Genomic DNA, 21,243 nt, shown 5'->3' on the forward strand with positions numbered 1-21,243 from the left:
TCTGCAAAATCTGCAAAATCTGCGGGAAACAAATATTAATCAACCTTCTTAAAAACAGCCAATTTTCCAGAAGGATTTGACAAAATCAATTGATTATTCCCAATCGAATACGTAGTCGTACTCTGCAACGCTTTCGTAAATTCACCCTCTTTATTCCCTTGCGGACAAGCCATAAGCGTTGAAATCACTTTTGTAAAACGCAATAAATCTTTTTCATAAAAAATAGAACCACTCATTGAATTACAGCCACCATAACCGGAAAATCTGTTTTCGGCTGAATTAATTTCTATTCTCGGCATTTCCTTCTGAAAATCGGTTGCAAAAACTTTGTAGCCATTTAATTCTTCCAAAACCCAAATATCATGAAGACGGTAATCAGTGATGTATTTTCCACATCCGCTTAGTTTCTTCACTTCTAACTCAGAATTATTTTTGATTTCAACTTTTACACTATAAGGCGAAATTGCACCCGACATAGAATCCTGGCAATCCAATTGCTGAATTGTAATTGTTGCCGAAGCCGATTCATTACTCACTTTATACATTTTTACATTGGCATCCATTGCCTTAATCGCTTCAACAGCAGGAAAAGTAATTTTTTCTTTTCCAGGTATTAATGAAGTAAAAACAATTTCCTCATTTCCTATTTTGATTCCCCAAAAAGGTTCATTTCCTGTTCCTTTAAAATAATATTTTAAATCTTCTTCTGTAGATCTTACAGAAGATGTTGTGCCAGATTCTTTGTTTGCTGTCGTTTTACAGCCAATTAGTAAAGTTGCTAATAACAATATTGATAATATATTTTTCATGAGATTTATATTTAAGAATGTTCTCTTTCGCAAAACACATATAAAATTCTTATGAATTTACGACATTTTTTTGAGACGCTTATTTAGAATCCTTTCAAATTTAAAAAAATCAAATCACTCCAAAATCATTCAAAACCCGCACTACGTAAAAGATTACGACAAAATACGTAGTGACAAGAACTTTAATCTGTTCAAAAAATAAATTAATTACGTATTTTTATAAGTATAAATACTTATATTTGCGTAATAATACTTAATTAAAGAAATCATGATTAGAGTAATAGTAGTTGGAAACGGCATGGTTGGTTATAAATTTTGCGAAAAGTTTGTCGCAAAATCAGGACAAGAAAAGTATCAAATCACAGTATTTGGAGAAGAACCAAGAAGAGCTTACGATCGCGTTCACTTAAGCGAGTACTTTGGAGGTAAAACAGCTGATGACTTATCATTATCAACAACCGAATGGTATACAGAAAACAATATTATTCTCAATACATCCGAGTTAATTACAGATATTAATCGTGATTCAAAAACAATTCATACACACTTAGGCAAAACACATACGTATGACTACTTAGTTTTAGCAACTGGTTCCTCTGCTTTTGTACCTCCAATTGAAGGTGTCGAAAAAGAAGGTGTTTTTGTGTACAGAACTATAGAAGATCTTGACGCGATTATGGCTTACGCCAAAAAAATAAAAATAAAAGGAGCTACAGAAGCAGCAGTTTTAGGCGGAGGTTTGTTAGGATTAGAAGCGGCAAAAGCAGTTAGAGATTTAGGATTGAATCCGCATGTGGTTGAATTTGCACCTCGTTTGATGCCGAGACAATTAGATCAAGGTGCAAGCGATATGCTTCAATCCAAAATTGAAGAATTAAACATCGGAATTCATCTTAACAAAGCAACACAATATATTGACGGAAAAGAAAGTATAACCGGAATGATGTTTGCCAACGACGAATTGTTAAAAGTAGACATGTTGGTTATATCTGCTGGAATTAAACCTCGTGACGAACTGGCAAGAATTTCCGGACTTGAAGTCGGCGTAAGAGGCGGAATTGTAGTAAACAATCAAATGCAAACTTCAGATCCTTGCATTTTTGCTATTGGAGAAGCTGCGCTTTACAACCAAAACATTTACGGATTGGTTGCTCCAGGCTACGAAATGGCCGATGTTGCTGCAGAGCAAATCTTAAATGGTGACAAAACCATGAGAGAAACCATCGATATGTCAACTCAATTAAAATTAATTGGTGTTGAAGTGGCGAGTTTTGGTGATCCTTTTATTGAGAATGAAAATGTAACAGCTATTATTTATGAAAATAAACTAAGCGGAATTTATAAAAGAATCAATGTTACCAAAGATTCTAAAACACTTTTAGGCGGCATTTTAGTTGGAGATTCCAGCGATTACAATTCGCTTTTCCAGATTTACATCAATGGAATGGCATTGCCTAAAAATCCTGAAGATTTGATTTTAGGTTCTCGTGACGGTTCTGAGGGTTCTTCTTTAGGAAGTGTAATGGATTTACCAGATACAGCGGTAATTTGTTCTTGTGAAAATGTTACCAAAGGCGCTATTTGCTGTAAAATTCTAGACGAAAGCTGTTCTTCTCTTTCAGATGTTGTAAAAGCAACCAAAGCAACTTCGGGTTGTGGAGGCTGTAAACCAATGGTTTCTGATTTGGTAAAAGCGACTCAAAAATCTTTAGGAAAAGAAGTTAAAGAGGTTATCTGTGAACATTTCAGCTACACACGTCAGGAATTATTTGATTTAGTTAAAATCAACAAATACGAGAATTTCTACGATGTTTTAGACCATCACGGAAAAGGCGATGGTTGCGAAATCTGCAAACCAGTTGTAGCTTCTATTTTCTCTAGTATTTACAATGATACGGCAAATAAACATGTTACAACACAAGATACGAACGACAGATTTCTAGCCAACATTCAACGAAACGGGACCTATTCTGTTGTTCCAAGAGTTGCCGGAGGTGAAATTACAGCCGAAAAACTAATCGTGATTGGCGAAGTGGCAAAACAATTCGATTTGTACACCAAAATTACAGGAGCGCAAAGAGTCGATTTATTCGGAGCGCATTTAAGTGACTTACCGAAAATCTGGAAAATATTAATCGACAATGGTTTTGAAAGCGGTCATGCCTACGGAAAATCACTTCGAGCCGTAAAAAGCTGTGTCGGAAATGCTTGGTGCCGTTACGGAATGGACGACAGCGCCGGATTTGCCATCGAACTAGAAAACAGATACAAAGGAATTCGTTCTCCGCATAAACTAAAAGGTGGTGTTTCTGCCTGCATTCGCGAATGCGCCGAAGCCCGCGGAAAAGATTTCGGATTAATTGCCGTAGAAGGCGGATGGAATTTATATATAGCAGGAAATGGAGGAGCCAATCCAAAACACGCTGTTTTATTAGCAGAGAAAATTGACAAAGAAACTGTGATAAAATACATGGATCGTTTCTTAATGTATTATATAAGAACGGCTGGCCCACTGATTCGTACATCAACCTGGTTAGAAAAATTAGATGGCGGTTTAGAATATTTAAAAGAAGTAATTATAGAAGACAGTTTAGGAATTTGCGAAACCTTGGAAGCCGAAATGCAGACTTTAGTAAATACTTTCGAATGCGAATGGAAACAAGTTCTGGAAAAACCAAGATTATTAAAACGTTTCAATCATTTCATAAACTCAGAAGAAAAAGATGATAATGCTGTTTTTGTTCCGCTAAGAGATCAAAAAATGCCAAAAGCCTGGTCGTAAACATATTTTTAAACACATAGAAACATAGATCCAAAAAATACAAAAAGGCGTTTCACTTATTTAAAACACACATAGCTATGTGTTAAGAAACGAGTTTCTTTTAAATATTTCTTTTTTCAAACTATAAATCTATGTTTCTATGTGTTTAAAATTAAAGCCACAGATTAAAGGATTAAAAAGATTAAAAAAACTTTGCGTCTTTGCGCCTTAGTGGCAAAAAACCTAGCTCCAAAAAAAAGAAAAAAAATAAATTAAACGTTTGCTGTCCTTCTTGCCCTCTTTTTTACTGCGCCATCAAATCTCTCTTGATTGTAAAAAGAGGGCCAAGAAACAGGAAATCAAAACAAAAAACAAAATGGAAGAAATCTTAAATCAATACGAAACAGTTCACGCAAGCGACGCTACAATTTGGTTCAAAGCAGGTAAAGTAGAAGATTTCCCAACCAATCGAGGCGGATGCATCAAATACAAAAACAAACAAATCGCGATTTTCAATTTCACCCGACGCAACGAATGGTACGCTTGCCAAAACGCCTGCCCGCACAAAATGGAAATGGTACTTTCAAGAGGAATGACAGGTTCAACAGACGACATTCCGAAAATCGCCTGTCCTATGCATAAAAAGACCTTTTCTTTAGTTGATGGTTCAAACCTAAACGGAGACGATTACAGCATTGCAACGTATCCTGTTAAAATTGTTGAAGACGAAGTATTCGTTGGCTTTGCGGATTAATTTTATAGCCACAGATTACACAGATTAAAAGGATTTTTTTTCGCCACGAATTACACCAATTACAATAATTAAATTCGTGGAGATTAGTGAAATTCGTGGCAAAAACATTTCAAATTATAGCCAAAGATTAAAGTTTGCGTTAGAAAAAATCCTTTTAATCTGTGTAATCTGTGGCAAAAACAGAAACAATAATTTGCGCAAATTCGTGAATTCGTGGCGAAAAAAAACATAATTCCGTATCTTTGAAATCTATTACTTAACCAAAAAAATGAACACACCTTTTCTAAAAGCAAGTGAATGGATTGATGCAGAAAACGCTCAGGATCCAAACATCGAAACCGATCAAAACAAAGAATATCCAAAAGAATTATTGTATTCAGACAGGATGTACAAAAGACTGATGGAATTTGAACCCAATGCATCAGAAGAAATTCAGATTGCTTCAAAAGCCCAGCATATCTGCCGATGGAAAGTTGCTCGCGAGTCTTATCCAATGGATCGTGTAGGTTATTTGAAATGGAGAGAAGAACTGAAAAAATTCCACTCAAAAACTACTGCTGAAATTCTGGCAAAAGCAGGTTACGATCAAGCTTTTATCGATCGTGTTTCTTTTTTGATTGAGAAAAAACTACTTAAAAAAGATGCCGAAACCCAATTATTGGAAGACGTAATCTGTCTGGTTTTTTTAGAATATTACCTAGAACCATTCGTTCACAAACACGACGAAGAAAAGCTGAAAAACATCATCAAAAAAACCTGGGATAAAATGTCAGACAAAGGACATCAGGAAGCCTTGAAAATCAGTTATTCCGAAGAAAACTTAAATCTTATAAAAGCCTCTTTGGGATTGTAAAACAATATGAAAAAAAGCAATCAGGAAGAAGACAAAATCACTTTCAAAAATTTACGTCGTCTGTATTTTTTTGCGCTTCTTACTATTGCCTTAACTATAATTGTCAGTCAGATTTTAGTGCAATACAATCTGAATCAGCAGTTAAGCGATTCCAAAATCATTAACTTTTCAGGAAAACAGCGAATGCTGAGTCAGAAAATCGTAAAAGAAGTTCTGATTCTGCATTACGTTTCCGATACCGCTTCTACTGAGCAAATTTCACATTTAGAAGAAGTTTTGGCACTGTGGAAAAAGAATCAAAACGCACTCGAAAACGGAAACGACAGTCTGGCTTTTCCAAAAGAAAAATCAGAAACGATCAATAAATTATATCTGGAAATCAATCCGATTTTCAATAAAATTGTTAAATCCACCGATTCGTTTTTACAAAATTTAAAGCAGAAAAAACAGTCTGCCGAAAAAAACGTAAAAACAATTCTGGAAAACGAAGGCAATTTCCTTTCCAAAATGAACGAAATCGTAACGCAATACGATCTCGAAGCACATGAAAAAGTAACCGAACAACGCCGAATAGAATACTGGATTTTCGGATTCACTTTACTGGTTCTTCTTTTAGAATTCTTCTTCATTTTCAAACCAACCAACAAGAAGATCGAGCGATTAATTGCCAAGCTTTTATCATCAGAAAAGAAAGCCTTAAAACTCGCATACGACACTGAAATCCTTAGCGAAATCAAGGAAAACTCCGTAAAAGAACTCAAATCGCTCAATTATGCAATGGAAAACACCTTACTCTATTGCCGAATTTCCCCGGACGGTTCTATCATTCATATCGGAGAAAAATTTGCAAAACTGCTTAATTATACCAAATTTTCTTCCAACAAAAAATTCTCTGAAGTTTTAACTGTTGACGAAAAAGAACAGCTTAACTTCGATCGTTTAATTTTCGAAAAACAGCGCAGTGGCTGGCAGGGCGAAATCAGTATTTTAAACAAAGAAAACGAAACCATTTGGCTCGATTTATCTATGGTTCCCGTAATGATCAAAAAAGACGAACTGGAACTTCTAATCGTTTGTTTCAACATCACCGAACGCAAAAAAGCACAACGCGAAGTCGAGCGCCTAAACCTTGAAAATACCACTGAAAAAATCAACCAGCAAAAGATTATTTCAAGCAAAATCGTTGAAAATCAGGAAAACGAGCAAAACCGAATCGCCAAAGAAATTCACGACGGAATTGGGCAAATGCTAACAGGTTTAAAATTCAGTCTGGAAAGCATCAATTTAGATGACAGAGAAAAATCGGAACAAAAAATTGAGTATTTAAAGAAACTTTCGCTAGACATTATAAAAGGTGTCCGAACAGCAACTTTCAACCTAATGCCACCGGAATTAAGCGATCACGGAATCGTTTCATCATTATCAAAACTTACTCAGGAACTTTCAAAACTAACCGGAAAAGAAATTCTTTTTTATAACAAAACCGATTTTGACCAACGTTTGGATTCCTTAATCGAAATCAACATTTACAGACTTACGCAAGAGGCAATAAACAACGCCATCAAATATGCCGAGTCATCGCATATCATCGTCCAGCTTTCGCATAGCGAATCATTATTAAGCATTATAGTTGACGATAACGGCAAAGGCTTCGATATCAAATCAGTCGACAAAAAACGCAACAGCGAATCCGGAATGGGCTTATTATTCATGAACGAACGCATCCAATACATCAACGGACGCGTTTTCATCAAATCCATCCCAGGCGAAGGAACGAGAATCACCTTCAACATCCCAATTCTTAAATGAGATAATTAGTCAATTAGATAATGTGTCAATTTGAAAAAAATAGATAATTATTTAACGCATTCTAAGAATTATCTAATTGCCACATTAACTCATTATCTAATTAATCAGGGCGAGCCAGTATTAGAAAAAGTGGGCTATCTAACTTTGTATATATGCGCCCACTTTCCCTAATACTGTCGGGCTATCCGGGCTACTTCGGTAGCTTCCTCCTATCCCTCTCGCGGGCAATCGTTTTCAAAAGACCTCTTATTTACTTCACATTTTTTTTGTCATTCTGGAGAACGAAGAATCACACAAGAAACTCCGTAATCAAAATCGGCAATCTTTGTCGACTCCCGAGTATGATTCTTCGTTCCTCAGAATGACAAACGTAACGTTAACCTTAATCTTGCCATTTCGATCCCGAGGCTTCGGGAGAGAAATCTCCGCAAGAAATTCCGTGATCAAAATCGACAATCTTTCCAGCTTTACAATGAAAAAAATCTGTTTAAATCTGCAAAATCTGCGTGCAAAAAAAAAGACAATCATAATCGCCAATCTTTGTAGAGTTACTTGTGGAAATCTCTCCTTCGTCGAGATTACAAACATTACGTATAGAAAACTTTGAAATTTGGAATTTCCAACATTAGAAATTTTAATATTGGAATTTACTTTTAAAAAAAGTACGTATATTAGCGTCTTCGTTATAGATGAATATACGTAAAAATCTAGAATCTAAATTAAGTAAATTATGAGTAATATCATTCGTGTAGTGCTGGCAGATGACCATGTTTTTGTTCGGGACGGGATCAAATCTTTATTGGAAAACGAAGCAAACATTGAGGTTGTAGGCGAAGCCATCGACGGTGCCGACGCACTTGAAGTAGTTGCCGAAACCAAACCTGATTTACTTATAGCCGATATTCGTATGCCAAACATGACGGGCATCGAATTAGTAGAAAAACTTAGAAGCGAAAACAATCCGGTGAAAATCATTATGCTTTCGATGCACGAATCGGAAGAATACGTATTGAAATCAATAAAAGCCGGTGCAGATGGCTATTTACTAAAAGGTTCATCTAAAGAAGAATTCTTAAAAGCACTGCACAGCGTTTCGGCTGGCGGAAAATATTTCAGCGGAGACATTTCGTCTATCTTAATTGGTCAATTAACGAATCCCGTTAATTCATTAGAACCAAAACAAAACTTGGGCGAAGAAATGATGATTACCAAAAGAGAAAAAGAAATCCTAACTCTTTTATTATCTGGAAAAGGAAACAAAGAAATCGCTGAAGCATTGGACATCAGTAAAAGAACTGCCGAAGTACACCGTTTCAATCTAATGAAAAAACTGAAAGTAAAAAACTTAATGGAACTTTCGAACAAAGCGACTGAGTATTCTTTAATCTAAAAAAATACGTATAAATACTTAATTATTTTTCAAAAACTGCGTTTTCGCATCTTTTAACTAGGTTATAGTACTTAATTTTGATAAAAAATATAAGTACTATGAAAACGACAAACTCATTATCGCAATCTCACAAAATTTTATTTTTGAACACATTGGCTTTTACAGTGTGTTTTGCCTGCTGGACATTAAACGGGGTTTTAGTAACCTTTTTAGTCGATAACGGAATTTTCCACTGGAGCGTTGTTCAGGTGGGATGGCTTTTAGGAATTCCGATTTTAACAGGATCAATCATGCGTCTGCCAATTGGAATCTTAACTGATAAATTTGGAGGCAAATATGTTTTTACACTTTTACTGCTTCTAAGCTCAATTCCGCTTTTCCTCCTTCCCTACGCCGACAGTTTTTTCATGTTTGCTTTACTTAGTTTCTTCTTCGGAATGGTTGGAACCAGTTTTGCTGTCGGAATTGGCTATACTTCAATTTGGTATCCAAAAGAATGGCAAGGTCGCGCTTTAGGAATCTTCGGAATGGGAAATGCTGGTGCCGCCATTACCACTTTTTTAGCACCTTCATTATTAAATCATTTTTCAATCGATGATCCACAAAATGGCTGGAAAGTTCTTCCTGTTATTTATGCTGTTTCTTTAGTTGTAATTGGCATTGCCTTTTTGCTTTTCACTCAAAACAAAAAACCAGAAAGCAGTACCAAAACGGTTTCTCAAATGCTTCTACCATTAAAATCACAAAGAGTTTGGAGATTCGGAGCTTATTATTTCTTAGTTTTCGGTTGTTTTGTAGCATATTCACAATGGCTTTTACCAAACTTTATGAATGTGTATCAGACTAGTTTAGTAATGGGCGGTTTGTTTGCTACAATGTTTAGTTTGCCATCTGGAGTTATCAGAGCTTTTGGAGGTTATTTATCTGATAAATTCGGAGCACGAAAAGTAATGTACTGGGTTTTGGGTTCTTCGGTAATTTTGAGCGCCTTATTATCAATTCCGAAAATGGAAATCACCACTTCAGGGCCAGGAATATTAGCCGCTAAAAAAGGCGTTGTAAACCAAATCAGCGATAAAACCGTAAAAGTTGGAGATAAAGAATATCCAATTGTGCAAAAAACAGCAAATACAGCTCAAAACACCATTTTTCCAACCACTTCAAGCTGGCAGGATGTAGTTGTATCACACAATCAAAGTGTTGCTAAAAAAGAGCTTATCGCCAAAGGAGTAACGGTTATTAAATTTGATGCCAATATGTGGGTTTTCTTGGTTCTCGTAATTCTAATCGGGATCTCTTGGGGAATTGGAAAAGCGGCAGTTTACAAACATATTCCAGAATATTTCCCTAGCGAGGTGGGCGTTGTAGGCGGAATGGTTGGAATGATCGGTGGATTGGGTGGTTTCTTTGGCCCGATAATCTTCGGATATTTATTAACTGCCACCGGAATCTGGTCAAGTTCATGGATTTTTATATTGTTGTTTTCAACCGGCTGTTTGGTTTGGATGCATTATGTCATCACTAAAAAAATAACCCAGAAACAAGAAATCAAAACAAAAACGACGGAGCAGCCTCAACTTATAGCGGCCGTAAACTAAAATTAAAAAATAATTAGATTATTATTAGCAAAGGCCTAATTTTCTTATAATTTTACGCTGCCAAAAAAATACCACTTTTATGAAAAGAATCATTTTTCTATTGCTATTAGGAACAACTGCACTTATGAATGCACAGGAATTGGATGTAAATTTACAAGTCAGGCCCCGTTTTGAATACCGAAACGGCTACAGAACACTTCTACCCGAAGGACAAAAAGGAACTTCACAAATCTCACAGCGTTCCCGCTTAAATTTCAATTACAAACAAGACGAATTAGTTGTAAAATTAACTTTGCAGAATACCAGAACCTGGGGAGATGTGCCAACAAATGCAGTAGCGGATAAAAACGGTGTGGCAGTTTTTGAAGCCTGGGCACAATACAATTTCAATGAGAAATGGAGTGCCAGAATGGGACGTCAGGTACTTTCATACGATAATCAGCGTATTTTAGGAGAGCAAGACTGGGGACAGCAGGCTCAAAGCCATGATGCCTTTACAATAACGTTTCAGACAGAAAAACAGAAATTGGATTTTGGAGGCGCTTATAATTCTACTGCCGAAAATACTTTTCAAACACCTTATACCGTTGCCAATTACAAAGCTTTACTATATGCCTGGTATCACAACCAATTTAGTGAAGCTCTTGGTTTAAGCTTTCTTGCTCTAAATACAGGTTACGAATACGCCAATACCGATGCGAAACTTTTAGTAGATTACAAACAGACTTTTGGACCTTATTTGGCATATAAAACAAATAAAATTGACAGTAATCTTTGGTTTTACGGACAAACCGGAAAAAGCACCGATTTACAAGTGAGCGCCTGGAATGCTGCCGCAAATTTCAATTACAACATTACAGATGCTTTTAAAGCTGGTTTAGGGTATGAGTTTTTATCCGGAAAAGCAGTAAATGACGGAAGCTCTGTAATCAAATCATTCAATCCTATTTTTGGAACCAATCATGGCTTTAATGGTTTTATGGATTATTTTTATGTTGCCAATCATTTAAATAATGTCGGTTTGCAAGATGCTTTTATTAAACTAAGCTACAATGTAAACAAATGGCAGTTTGCTTTGAGTCCTCATGTTTTTTTATCGGCTGCTGATGTCGTTACGCCTTTAAACGAAAAAATGGATTCTTATTTAGGAACTGAAATTGATGCTTCATTTATTTTCAATTTCAAAAAAGACATCACAATTACAGGAGGTTACTCGCAGATGTTTGGTTCAAAAACCATGGAATTTATTAAAAACGGAGACGCTGATCATACCAACAATTGGGCATGGTTATCAATATCTGTCAATCCCAGAATTTTTAGCTGGAAAAAATAATTTTTCTTCAAAATTAGCTTCTATATTTTACCCTTTTCCTATTTCTGGAAAAGGGTATTTTTTTTGACTTATCAAAAGCCGCTTATATATTTTAATTATTTATATTTGAATCGATTATGAACCCCAAATTCTATCCTGATGAAACCTTTTTTAAAACTATCAATGTTAACCTTCATTGTTACGCATACTGGTATTGCCCAAAAATACAATGATGATTTAATTTCGAAAAACTCCGAAATAAACTTTGCCAAAACACCCAAAAGAGGCATTAAAAAAAACAACATGGTTTATTATGTTGAAAACGACTTACAAACCATATCAGCCTACAAAAGAAGTAAATTGAAATGGCAGACCAACGTAATTTCGGTTTGCGGAAAACCTAAAAAAGGAAATCCTGAAATTAGATATGTTGGCTATAATTCAGACAAACTGCTTATCGTTATGGGAAAACATAATTTTGCAGAAATTGATGTTAATAGCGGTGTAACTACACTTGTTTAAAAAGATAAAGAGATTTTTTTAAAATCTGAAATTTAAAGAATGCCCTTTTTCTGTTTTGAGAAAGGGTGTTTTTTTTGTGTTTAATACAAATTATTCTACTTTTTAAATTGGTATATTTGATACATGAAGAGTTTTAAAAACACAGCATTAATACTAATTATTATTATTTTTTTCAGTTGTGAAAAGAACGTTACTGACTTAGAATTTGAAAAAAGTGTAATGACTGAAATTTTTCCGAATTTAATTGATTCCATATGCATTGATTATAGACTTTTTAGTGTTCCACCACCTCTTTACGGGAAAACAATATTTGATGATAATGGAAATAGAATTGGTATTGATACAACAAATGCAAAAGAAAAATACGACCGAGAACTATTAGAAGTAAACGCCAGGATGGCACAAATCGAAAAAGATACCTCAAAATTAATTATTGCATTTGATTCCACCCTAAAATACAGTGAAGAAGATTTGACAAAATACTTTAAAACACATTTTAAAAACGCTAAAACTTTAATTCCGAAAGAAAAGAAAGACAGTGCGTATATATTCGAATACAAAAACATCAAACTTCCAAATAAATTTGAACTAAAAGATATTGCACTATTTCCAAAAGGAAGAGAAATATGGAAAACTGAATATCCTTTTGTTTTTAATGGAGTTGTCTCTTTTTCTAGAATTCAATTTGATCAAGATAAAAATTTGGAATTTTAAATGGTGGTTTTACTTGGGGCAGACTTTCTGGACAAGGCTTCAGAATCTTTATAAAAAAAGTGAACGAAAAATGGATTATAGATAAAATAGAAAACACATGGATCTCTTGAATATTTAGTTTTAGAACTTAAACCAATTTAAAAATAATGAACAACACCTGGACTCAAAGATGGGACGACCGTTACAAAACCGAAGAATTCGCATACGGAGAAGAACCAAATAATTATTTAAAAGAACAAATTGAAAAGCTACAAACGGGCAAAATCCTTTTTCCTGCCGAAGGAGAAGGGCGAAATGCCGTTTTTGCCGCAAAACTAGGATGGGAAGTTTCGGCTTTTGATATTAGTGAAGAAGGTAGAAACAAAGCGCTTCTTTTGGCAAAAAACAACAATGTTTCGATTGATTATCAAGTTGGTGAACTAGAAATACTAGATTTTGAACCATCACAATTTGATGCAATAGCTTTAATTTATGCGCACTTTCCTGCAGAAATTAAATCGGATATTCACAAACAGTTAAATGCATTATTAAAAAAAGACGGAATTATAATCTTTGAAGCTTTCAGCAAAAAACATTTAGAATATGTAACTAAAAATGAAAAAGTAGGCGGACCAAAAGACATTGAATCTCTTTTTTCAATAGAAGAAATCAAAGCCGATTTTCCTAATTACGAAATCATAGAATTAGAAGAAAAAGAAATTGAACTCAACGAAGGTTTATTTCATAACGGAACAGGTTCTGTAATCCGATTTGTGGGAAGAAAAAAATAAATACCCGACGTAGAAACGCATTGTGATGTGTCTCTACAAAAAAAAACTTAAAAAAATATTCCCTTGGAAGATAATTCGTAAATTTGAAAAAATATTCAATGTCATGGATTTACAAACTAGAAAAATAGAATTTGTTCAGGAATTTTTAAAAATTCAAAGCGAAGAACTGATTTCTCAGCTGGAAAATTTATTAAAAAACAAAGACATTACCGATGATAATGATTTTTTCAAACCAATGTCAATTGAAGAGTTTAATAATAGAATAAACCAATCTGAAGATGATTTTAAAAATGGAAGATATAAAACGACTTCTCAGCTTTTAGAAAAATACAAATAATGAAATTAAAAATTGTCTGGTCGCAGTTTGCAGAAAATGAAATTGATAAAATCTACGACTATTATCTTCATAGAGCTGGAATCAGAGTCGCTAAAAAAATCATTCAGGAAATAATTTCTGAACCAAATAAGCTCATTTCCAATAATCTTTCTACTCAAATCGAAGAACTTTTGCTTGACCGACAAAGTGAATATCATTATTTAGTCTGTAAAAATTATAAGATTATTTACAGCATAGATAAAGAAAATAAGCAAATCCAAATTGCTGACGTTTTTGACACAAGACAAAATCCTGTAAAACTTAGACGCACAAAATAAACTTCAATACATGAAATAATACGTATTGAACTCAAGAATCTATTCAAACATAAAACATTTCTGTGCGAGACGCACTGCAGTGCGTCTCTATAATAAAAAACCTTAGCAACTTAGAACCTTAGATTAAAAATACTTATGCTCCATAATCTCAGATCTTAACTCTGAAATTCCTAAAATCCCAACACGCTTTCCTTCCGTTTTAATTAAAGATTCTTTTTTAAGGCTAGACAAAATACGTATCGCTTGTTCTTCAGTAGTTCCGGCAAAATCAGCAATTTCTTTTCTGGAAAGGTCAATATCAATCAACCCGTTGATTTGTCCAAATTTACGATGAATATAAAGCAGTAAATCGATTACACGTTCACGAACATTCATGTGGGCTATTTTCCGGATATTGTTTTCGCTTTTATTTAATTCGTCGGCGTAAAAAAGCATCAAAGCATACGTAAATTCAGGAATGTGTTGTAAAATCTCCATCATCGTTTCATTGCTGAAATTACACAAAACCGTATCTTCCAAGGCATAAGCTCCAATTAAGTATTTTTTTCCAGTTCCAAATCCGCGGAAACCTACAATGTCACCGTTTTTAGTAAGACGAACAATTTGTTCTCGGCCATTTATTCCCGTTTTTACGGTTTTAGCTTTTCCTTTACAGATAAAATAAAGGCCTTGCAAAGACGCCCCTTCCACAATAAAAGGATCCGATTTCTTGCAGATTAACTGCTGTTTCTTAGATACATAGTTTTTCATCTGCTCCAAATGCAGGTGTTTCTTGATAAAGCAATTTTCATTGGCACAAGAATCACAGAGCGTTTGTTCTTCTTTCATGAGTCCAAATTTTTATCGGATTAAAAACTAATTTCTTGTTACTCATTTTAATGCATCAAAAATAAAAAAATAAATTCAAAAATTACGTATTTATACGTAAAAATACTTATTTTTGTGTACGTAATTTATTTACACAAACAGATTCAAAAATTAGTATCTAAAAAAGAACTGTAATGCAAAACACAAAAATCAAAACTACCTGTTCGTATTGTGGCGTTGGCTGTGGTATTGTTGTAACTAACGATGCTAAAAACGGCGTTATGGTTGAAGGTGACAAAGATCATCCGGTAAACAAAGGAATGTTATGTTCAAAAGGAATGAATCTGCATTACGTAGTCAACGATACTTCTGACCGAATTTTATATCCCGAAATGCGAGGAAGTAAATCGTATCCGCTGGAGCGAGTAAGTTGGGATACCGCCTTGGATCGTGCTGCGGCCGTTTTTTCTTCTATAATAAAAAAATACGGGCCAGACAGCGTTGGATTTTATATTTCAGGACAATGTCTAACAGAGGAATATTATTTGGTAAATAAACTTGTGAAAGGTTTTTTGAAGACCAATAATATCGATACTAATTCCCGACTCTGCATGAGTTCTGCCGTTGTAGGCTATAAAAAAACTTTTGGAGAAGATTCTGTGCCAATTGCTTACGACGACATCGAATTAGCCGACACGTTTCTAATTACAGGAGCAAATCCCGCATGGTGTCACCCTATACTTTTCAGAAGATTAGAAAAACACAAAGAAAAAAATCCTAAAACCAAAATAATTTGTATCGATCCGAGACGAACTGATACAGCTGCTTTCGCCGATTTACATCTTCAAATTCTTCCCGGATCAGATATTATTTTATATCATGCGATTGCCAAACGAATTATCGAAAAAGGCCATGTAGATCACGATTTCGTTAAAAATCATGCTGAAAATTTCAAGCAATACAAAGACTTGGTTTTAAGCACTTCGCTTGAAAAAGCATCTAAGCTCTGCGGTATTTCTGTAAACGATATTAAACTCGCTGCCGATTTAATTGGAAAAGCAAAGGGTTTTATTTCGCTTTGGGCAATGGGGCTGAACCAAAGCGCTGTTGGAGTTGATAAAAATACGGCACTTTTAAATTTATCGTTATTAACGGGGCAAGTTGGAAAACCAGGTTCTGGCCCTTTTTCTCTAACTGGACAGCCTAATGCAATGGGCGGACGAGAAGTGGGTGGCATGGCGACACTTTTGGCCGCACATAAAGATATTGCCAATCCAACACATCGCAAAGAAGTGGCTGACTTTTGGGGCGTTGACGAAATCTCAGACAAACCAGGTTTAACGGCAACAGAAATGTTTGAAGCTTTAGAGTCTGGAAAAATGAAAGCCGTTTGGATTATCTGTACGAATCCGCTAGTGAGTTTACCTGATTCCCGAAGAGCCGAAAAAGCACTTCAAAATGCCAAATTCGTTGTGGTTCAAGATATTTCGCATAATGCGGATACCGCCAAATTTGCCGATTTACTTCTTCCTGCTGCAGGCTGGCTGGAAAAAGAAGGAACGATGACCAATTCGGAACGTCGTATTTCGTATTTACCAAAAGGAATCAATGCGCCTGGAGAAGCGCTTCCGGATATCGAAATCTTAATTCGTTTTGCTAAAAAAATGAATTTCAACGGCTTCAATTTTAATAATGCCGAAGAAATTTACAAAGAGCATTGCGCACTTACAAAAAACACCAATATTGATATTTCGTTCTTAAATTATAATCGTTTAAAAACCGAGGGAACTTTTCAATGGCCCGTTCCGGATTACAATCATCCAGGAACACCAAGACTTTTTACCGATAAAAAATTCTATACACATTCTGGAAAAGCGATTTTTAATCTGCCTGTTTCTATCGAAAATACTTCGGTACAGCCCAATGCTGAATTTCCTTTCATATTAACAACAGGAAGAATTCGCGATCAATGGCACACAATGACGAAAACAGGAAAAGTGTCAAGATTATTAACCCATATTCCGAGTCCGGTTTTAGAAATTAATCCGATTGACGCTTTTAAAAATGATATTAAAAACGGTGATATTGTAACGGTTTCAAGCAAAAATGGCGAAGTTCGGGTAAAAGCAAAAGTGACGGATGCAATCAAAGAAAAAGTACTTTTTCTGCCAATGCACTGGGGAAAACAACTCGAAAATGATTTAAACCGAACGAATAATTTAACCAATACGGTTGTCGATCCCGTTTCAAAAGAACCTGATTTTAAGTTTACCACAGTTTCAATCAAAAAATATGTAAAACCGTTTCAGAAAATTGCCATTGTAGGTGCCGGAGCCGCTTCTTTCCGATTCATTCAAAACTATCGTGAATTCAATACAACCGATGAAATTATTGTTTTTTCGAATGAAGTAAATCCGTTTTACAATCGTGTTTTGCTTCCCGAATATATGACGGGAGAATTTACTTGGGAACAGCTTTTAAAAGTAAAAGACGGCGAAACTTTCAATAAGTTAAAAATAACCATGAAAGCTGGAGTTGCTATTGATAAAATAGACACTTCAAGTAAAATTATAAAAGACAGTTCAGGTGAAACTCATACTTTCGATTCTTTGATTCTGGCAACAGGAAGCCGTCCCTTTGTTCCGGAAAATGCACAATTGCATCTTCCTGGTCGATTTACCGTTCGAAGAAAAGAAGATGCTGATCGTTTGAAAAAACATCTTGACAGCACCAATCTTCCGCCAGAAGAACAGCATGTTGTGATTATTGGCGGTGGTTTATTAGGATTAGAATTGGCTGCCGCTTTAAAACATAAAAAAGTAAAAACGACTATAATTCAGCGTGCGTCTCGTTTAATGGAACGTCAATTGGATCGTATTTCGAGTAAACTTTTGGCGGAAGAAGTACAGCTTCGCGATATTCAGATTTATTTTGATAACGAAGTCAGTACCGTTTTTGAAACCGATAATCCAAACGAAATCGAGATTGCTTTAAAAAGCGGTAAAATATTAACAGCCAATGCAATTGTCTATACGATTGGAACGATTCCGAATATCGAAATCGCCCGAGAAAGCGGTTTAATCTGCGGACGAGGTGTAAAAGTCAATCAATATCTTCAGACTTCAAATCCTGATATTTTTGCGATTGGAGAAATAGCAGAATTCAACAATAAATTGTTCGGAATCACTTCTGCCGCCGAAGAACAAGCTGATATTCTGGCCAACTTTTTAGCTGGCGATATCAGCAGTTATTACAAAGGTTCAATTTTGATGAATATTCTAAAATTAGAAGATATCAATCTTTGCAGTATTGGCGATTTGACGATTCCAGAGAATGACGATTCGTACGAAGAAATCGTTTTTACCGATCTCAAAAAACGTTATTACAAAAAATGTATCGTAAAAGATGATCTTCTGGTCGGTGCGATTTTAATGGGAGACAAAAACGAGTTTGCTGAATTTAAAACGATGATTGAAAGCAAAATCGAATTATCAGACAAACGAAATACACTTTTAAGAGGAAGTTCAAATGCAAAACCCGTTCTCGGAAAACTAGTCTGTTCGTGCAGTCAGGTTGGTTCGGGAAACATTGAAGAAACCATTAAAAGCGGTGTAAACGATTTCACGGAATTATGCAAAAACACAGGCGCAGGTTTAGGATGCGGAAGTTGTAAAACGGAGGTAAAAGAAATTTTGGCTAAGTGTAAATAGGTTCTTTTTTGAATGCTGCTTTACTTTGAACATAAATTTTACCGCAAAGAGCGCAAAGTTTTTTCGCAAAGATTCGCAAAGTATATTTAAAGAAGACAAAGTTCGCAAAGCTTTGAGAATAGATTTTAGTCAATCTTTGCGAACTTAAAAAAAACAATTTAACACACAGAATATAAACCTTAGAAACCTTTGTGAAAAACCTTTGCGGACTTTGCGGTTAAATCAACACAATCCAAAACCTGAAACCTGAAACAAAGAAAACCTGAAACAAAAACCATGGAACTAACAAGATTAATAGTAAAAGGAGGCGTTATTTCGCCGGGAGAACTTAGAGAGGTTGTAAATATCGCTTCAGAGGAAGGTTTGGATTCCATTTCTTTTGGTTCCAGACAGGATATTATTTTCCCGAAAGGTTTTAAATCTTTAGACAAAACCACTTTAGGCAAACATCATTTTGTTTATCCTGATCAAAAGAGCGGAAATAATATTGTATCGTCTTATGTTTCGACCGATATTTTCAGAAATACCAATTGGTTAACTGGAAATCGCTTTCTCTATATTTTAGAAGAATTCAAAGAACAACCAAAACTGAAAGTCAACATAACCGATCCGAAACAGCAATTGGTTCCTTTATTTACAGGACATTTGAATTTTATAGCTTCAGAAATCGAGGACTACTGGTATTTATACATCCGTCTTCCAAAATGGGGAAAAATGGAAACCTACCCTGTTCTGCTTTATACTTGGGATTTGGCTAAAATTTATTATCAAATAGAAAAAATTGCCGAAGAAGAAGAATTAGTCGACATCGACCCCCTTTTTAGTCTGGTCAGCGAAGCTTTAGACACTAATAACCGTACAATTGACAAACCGCTGAACATTCCGTTTTATCCTTTTCCATACTACGAAGGAATGAATCATATGGGAATCGATCAATACTGGCTGGGATTGTATTGGCGAAATAATCTGTACGATCTGGATTTTCTGAAAGAAATGTGCGATCTGTGTTTTGAATGCAAAATCGGAAAAATCTCGATTACGCCCTGGAAATCTTTCATTATAAAAGGAATTCCGAAAGACCGAAAATTAGAATGGGAAAAATTCCTTGGTAAAAGAGGAATCAACGTTCGTCATTCATTATTAGAATTAAACTGGCATTTACCAGTAGCAATGGAATGGGCTTTGAATCTTAAAACTTTTTTAGTTCGAACTTTAGACCAATTTGATATCAGTACCTACGGGCTGAATTTCGGAATTTCAGAATACAATCGCGACGGACATTATTTTACTTCGATTGTAATCGAAAAAAACGAACTTCCGACAGCTTTAGAGTCTATTAAAATCAGAGATACTTATAATGTTTTGTTTGCGAAGAATTTCGACCCCAATACACGCGAATATATTGTGCATTCACAAGATATTGACAAATTGGAACTTCCGACTATTTTAATTGAATTAAGTCGGAAATACTTCGATGAGCTCGGAAATACTACAGCTGAGACTAACGAAAATAAACAGACAAAAGAAAAACAAAAACGAGATATTTACCAATGTCAGGAATGTTTAACACTCTACAATTCTGAATACGGAGACGAAACTCAGGGAATTCCTAAAGACATTTTGTTTGAAAATCTGCCAGAAACCTATTGCTGTTCTCTTTGTGAAGCACCAAAAAGCAATTTTAGAATTTTAGAGCTGGTAAAAAACTAATCCTGTCATTTCAAATATTAATCAGGAGCTGTTCCTGCTGTCCGCTGTATCTTTTATCGCGCCGCGGCACGATAAAAGAATGCCGCTTCCATCAGGGCCGGGCCGTCATTTTTAAAAGAGCTTATTAGCAAAAAGACTTATTATACAGCAAATTCTTCTATTTTTTCATGTAGAATTGTTAAGAAATTCAGGTTTAAATTTTCAGACAAAAAATTAACCTTTTAACAATCAGGTATTTAATTCCTAAAAATATCAAAAAACTTAACATTAGAAAGCTTGTTTTATAATTATCTTTACTTAACCAAAACTTAACAATTTGGTTACACTACTATTAATACCCTCATTTAAAGCACTTAATATATGGAAAACAAACCCGAAGAAATTACTCCTGAAAAAACTGATTCTCCAGCAGCAGAAAACGTAAAACCAGCTGCAGAAGAAACAAAAGCTGCGCCAGTAAAACCAACAGCTGCCAAAGCAGCTCCGGCCAAAACGACAACGGCTGCGAAACCTGCTGCCGCAAAATCTACTGTAACAAAAGCGCCTGCTAAACCAGCAGTAAAAACAACTGCTCCTGCAGCAACAGTAAAAACTACTGTACGCAGAACACCTGCAAAAAAAGTTACAGCACCTGTAGTTAAACCGGAAGTTATAGAACCTATAGCTGAAATAAAAGAAGAGACTACAACAGAGACTACTTCAACAAAAGAAACTGCTGAAGACAAACCTAACAATAAAAAAACTAAAAAGGTGAAAGATAAGGACAAGGAAAAAGAGAAAAAGAAAGCGGCAAAGAAAAAAGAGAAAGCCAAAAAAGATAAAAAGAAAGAGAAAGCTAAAAAAGCAAAATTAAAAGCTGCCGCTAAGAAAAAAGAAAAAGCTAAAAAAGCAAAAGACAAAGCGAAAGCTAAAAAAATTGCTAAAAAGAAAGCAAAGTCTAAAAAAAAGGCAAAAGCTAAAAAGAAGAAATAATGAAGAGAAAGGTTTGACTTTATGAGTTAAACCTTTTTTATTTTGACACTATCCTAAAAAGTGTGTAAGTTTAAAATAACGGGGTTTGACTTTTTAAT

The 21,243-nt window shown here is 35.1% G+C and carries 17 protein-coding genes; 15 read left to right on the forward strand and 2 right to left on the reverse strand.

Translation table 11 applies throughout. The annotated features are described in order from the left end of the window. Positions 1-35 precede the first annotated feature (35 nt). The gene (locus ACODST_RS08635) at positions 36-809 is read right to left on the reverse strand and encodes an META domain-containing protein (protein WP_488931713.1); all 774 of its coding nucleotides are present in this window, start codon (positions 807-809) and stop codon (positions 36-38) included. A gap of 268 nt (positions 810-1,077) precedes the next feature. Here ACODST_RS08635 and nirB point away from each other — a divergent pair, with 268 nt between their 5' ends. From nirB to ACODST_RS08695, 12 genes are all read left to right on the forward strand, one after another. Next, the gene (gene nirB / locus ACODST_RS08640) at positions 1,078-3,591 is read left to right on the forward strand and encodes a nitrite reductase large subunit NirB (protein WP_488931714.1); all 2,514 of its coding nucleotides are present in this window, start codon (positions 1,078-1,080) and stop codon (positions 3,589-3,591) included. A 355-nt stretch (positions 3,592-3,946) separates the two neighbouring features. Continuing rightward, a complete protein-coding gene (gene nirD / locus ACODST_RS08645) occupies positions 3,947-4,324 on the forward strand; it encodes a nitrite reductase small subunit NirD (RefSeq protein WP_488931715.1) in 378 nt (125 codons plus the stop codon). Between the two features lie 268 nt (positions 4,325-4,592). Continuing rightward, positions 4,593-5,177 carry a DUF4202 domain-containing protein gene (locus ACODST_RS08650; protein WP_488931716.1) on the forward strand — a complete coding sequence of 195 codons (585 nt, stop codon included), beginning with the start codon at positions 4,593-4,595 and terminating at the stop codon, positions 5,175-5,177. A gap of 6 nt (positions 5,178-5,183) precedes the next feature. Continuing rightward, complete coding sequence (locus tag ACODST_RS08655) at positions 5,184-6,986, forward strand: sensor histidine kinase (protein ID WP_488931717.1); 1,803 nt, start codon at positions 5,184-5,186, stop codon at positions 6,984-6,986. A gap of 730 nt (positions 6,987-7,716) precedes the next feature. Then, positions 7,717-8,376 carry a response regulator gene (locus ACODST_RS08660; RefSeq protein ID WP_488931718.1) on the forward strand — a complete coding sequence of 220 codons (660 nt, stop codon included), beginning with the start codon at positions 7,717-7,719 and terminating at the stop codon, positions 8,374-8,376. A gap of 98 nt (positions 8,377-8,474) precedes the next feature. Beyond that, positions 8,475-9,974: an MFS transporter gene (locus ACODST_RS08665; RefSeq protein WP_488931719.1), complete on the forward strand. Its 1,500-nt coding sequence runs from the start codon at positions 8,475-8,477 to the stop codon at positions 9,972-9,974. 79 nt (positions 9,975-10,053) lie between these two features. Next, positions 10,054-11,307: an alginate export family protein gene (locus ACODST_RS08670; RefSeq protein WP_488931720.1), complete on the forward strand. Its 1,254-nt coding sequence runs from the start codon at positions 10,054-10,056 to the stop codon at positions 11,305-11,307. Between the two features lie 138 nt (positions 11,308-11,445). Next, complete coding sequence (locus ACODST_RS08675; protein ID WP_488931721.1) at positions 11,446-11,808, forward strand: hypothetical protein; 363 nt, start codon at positions 11,446-11,448, stop codon at positions 11,806-11,808. 123 nt (positions 11,809-11,931) lie between these two features. Next, positions 11,932-12,522: a hypothetical protein gene (locus tag ACODST_RS08680; protein WP_488931722.1), complete on the forward strand. Its 591-nt coding sequence runs from the start codon at positions 11,932-11,934 to the stop codon at positions 12,520-12,522. Between the two features lie 146 nt (positions 12,523-12,668). Next, positions 12,669-13,292: a class I SAM-dependent methyltransferase gene (locus ACODST_RS08685; protein ID WP_488931723.1), complete on the forward strand. Its 624-nt coding sequence runs from the start codon at positions 12,669-12,671 to the stop codon at positions 13,290-13,292. A 103-nt stretch (positions 13,293-13,395) separates the two neighbouring features. Then, on the forward strand, positions 13,396-13,629 hold the full coding sequence (locus tag ACODST_RS08690; RefSeq protein WP_488931724.1) for a hypothetical protein: 234 nt from the start codon (positions 13,396-13,398) through the stop codon (positions 13,627-13,629). Beyond that, positions 13,629-13,946 (forward strand): type II toxin-antitoxin system RelE/ParE family toxin, encoded by a 318-nt coding sequence (locus tag ACODST_RS08695; RefSeq protein WP_488931725.1) that lies wholly within the window; start codon positions 13,629-13,631, stop codon positions 13,944-13,946. The genes ACODST_RS08690 and ACODST_RS08695 overlap by 1 nt, the downstream gene beginning before the upstream one ends. 123 nt (positions 13,947-14,069) lie before the next feature. Here ACODST_RS08695 and ACODST_RS08700 read toward each other — a convergent pair whose 3' ends face one another. Continuing rightward, positions 14,070-14,774, reverse strand: coding sequence for a Crp/Fnr family transcriptional regulator (locus tag ACODST_RS08700; RefSeq protein ID WP_488931726.1), 705 nt, complete (start codon positions 14,772-14,774; stop codon positions 14,070-14,072). Positions 14,775-14,947: 173 nt separating this feature from the next. On the opposite strand from ACODST_RS08700, the gene ACODST_RS08705 reads away from it, so the two are divergent. The 3 genes from ACODST_RS08705 to ACODST_RS08715 all read left to right on the forward strand — a co-directional run bounded on the left by ACODST_RS08705 (position 14,948) and on the right by ACODST_RS08715 (position 21,145). Further along, positions 14,948-18,463, forward strand: coding sequence for a molybdopterin-dependent oxidoreductase (locus tag ACODST_RS08705; protein ID WP_488931727.1), 3,516 nt, complete (start codon positions 14,948-14,950; stop codon positions 18,461-18,463). A 276-nt stretch (positions 18,464-18,739) separates the two neighbouring features. Next, on the forward strand, positions 18,740-20,173 hold the full coding sequence (locus ACODST_RS08710) for a rubredoxin (protein WP_488931728.1): 1,434 nt from the start codon (positions 18,740-18,742) through the stop codon (positions 20,171-20,173). A gap of 360 nt (positions 20,174-20,533) precedes the next feature. Then, positions 20,534-21,145, forward strand: coding sequence for a hypothetical protein (locus ACODST_RS08715; RefSeq protein WP_488931729.1), 612 nt, complete (start codon positions 20,534-20,536; stop codon positions 21,143-21,145). Positions 21,146-21,243: the final 98 nt, after the last annotated feature.

This window comes from Flavobacterium sp. FG19, assembly GCF_057809475.1.

Excerpts from the sequence above, each read along its gene's own strand:
- ACODST_RS08635 (WP_488931713.1), bottom strand. The coding sequence starts at position 809 with ATGAAAAATATATTATCAATATTGTTATTAGCAACTTTACTAATTGGC.
- ACODST_RS08705 (WP_488931727.1), top strand. The coding sequence starts at position 14,948 with ATGCAAAACACAAAAATCAAAACTACCTGTTCGTATTGTGGCGTTGGC.
- ACODST_RS08700 (WP_488931726.1), bottom strand. The coding sequence starts at position 14,774 with ATGAAAGAAGAACAAACGCTCTGTGATTCTTGTGCCAATGAAAATTGC.
- ACODST_RS08710 (WP_488931728.1), top strand. The coding sequence starts at position 18,740 with ATGGAACTAACAAGATTAATAGTAAAAGGAGGCGTTATTTCGCCGGGA.
- ACODST_RS08715 (WP_488931729.1), top strand. The coding sequence starts at position 20,534 with ATGGAAAACAAACCCGAAGAAATTACTCCTGAAAAAACTGATTCTCCA.
- ACODST_RS08665 (WP_488931719.1), top strand. The coding sequence starts at position 8,475 with ATGAAAACGACAAACTCATTATCGCAATCTCACAAAATTTTATTTTTG.
- nirD (WP_488931715.1), top strand. The coding sequence starts at position 3,947 with ATGGAAGAAATCTTAAATCAATACGAAACAGTTCACGCAAGCGACGCT.
- nirB (WP_488931714.1), top strand. The coding sequence starts at position 1,078 with ATGATTAGAGTAATAGTAGTTGGAAACGGCATGGTTGGTTATAAATTT.
- ACODST_RS08650 (WP_488931716.1), top strand. The coding sequence starts at position 4,593 with ATGAACACACCTTTTCTAAAAGCAAGTGAATGGATTGATGCAGAAAAC.
- ACODST_RS08690 (WP_488931724.1), top strand. The coding sequence starts at position 13,396 with ATGGATTTACAAACTAGAAAAATAGAATTTGTTCAGGAATTTTTAAAA.
- ACODST_RS08695 (WP_488931725.1), top strand. The coding sequence starts at position 13,629 with ATGAAATTAAAAATTGTCTGGTCGCAGTTTGCAGAAAATGAAATTGAT.
- ACODST_RS08675 (WP_488931721.1), top strand. The coding sequence starts at position 11,446 with ATGAAACCTTTTTTAAAACTATCAATGTTAACCTTCATTGTTACGCAT.
- ACODST_RS08670 (WP_488931720.1), top strand. The coding sequence starts at position 10,054 with ATGAAAAGAATCATTTTTCTATTGCTATTAGGAACAACTGCACTTATG.
- ACODST_RS08660 (WP_488931718.1), top strand. The coding sequence starts at position 7,717 with ATGAGTAATATCATTCGTGTAGTGCTGGCAGATGACCATGTTTTTGTT.
- ACODST_RS08685 (WP_488931723.1), top strand. The coding sequence starts at position 12,669 with ATGAACAACACCTGGACTCAAAGATGGGACGACCGTTACAAAACCGAA.
- ACODST_RS08680 (WP_488931722.1), top strand. The coding sequence starts at position 11,932 with ATGAAGAGTTTTAAAAACACAGCATTAATACTAATTATTATTATTTTT.
- ACODST_RS08655 (WP_488931717.1), top strand. The coding sequence starts at position 5,184 with ATGAAAAAAAGCAATCAGGAAGAAGACAAAATCACTTTCAAAAATTTA.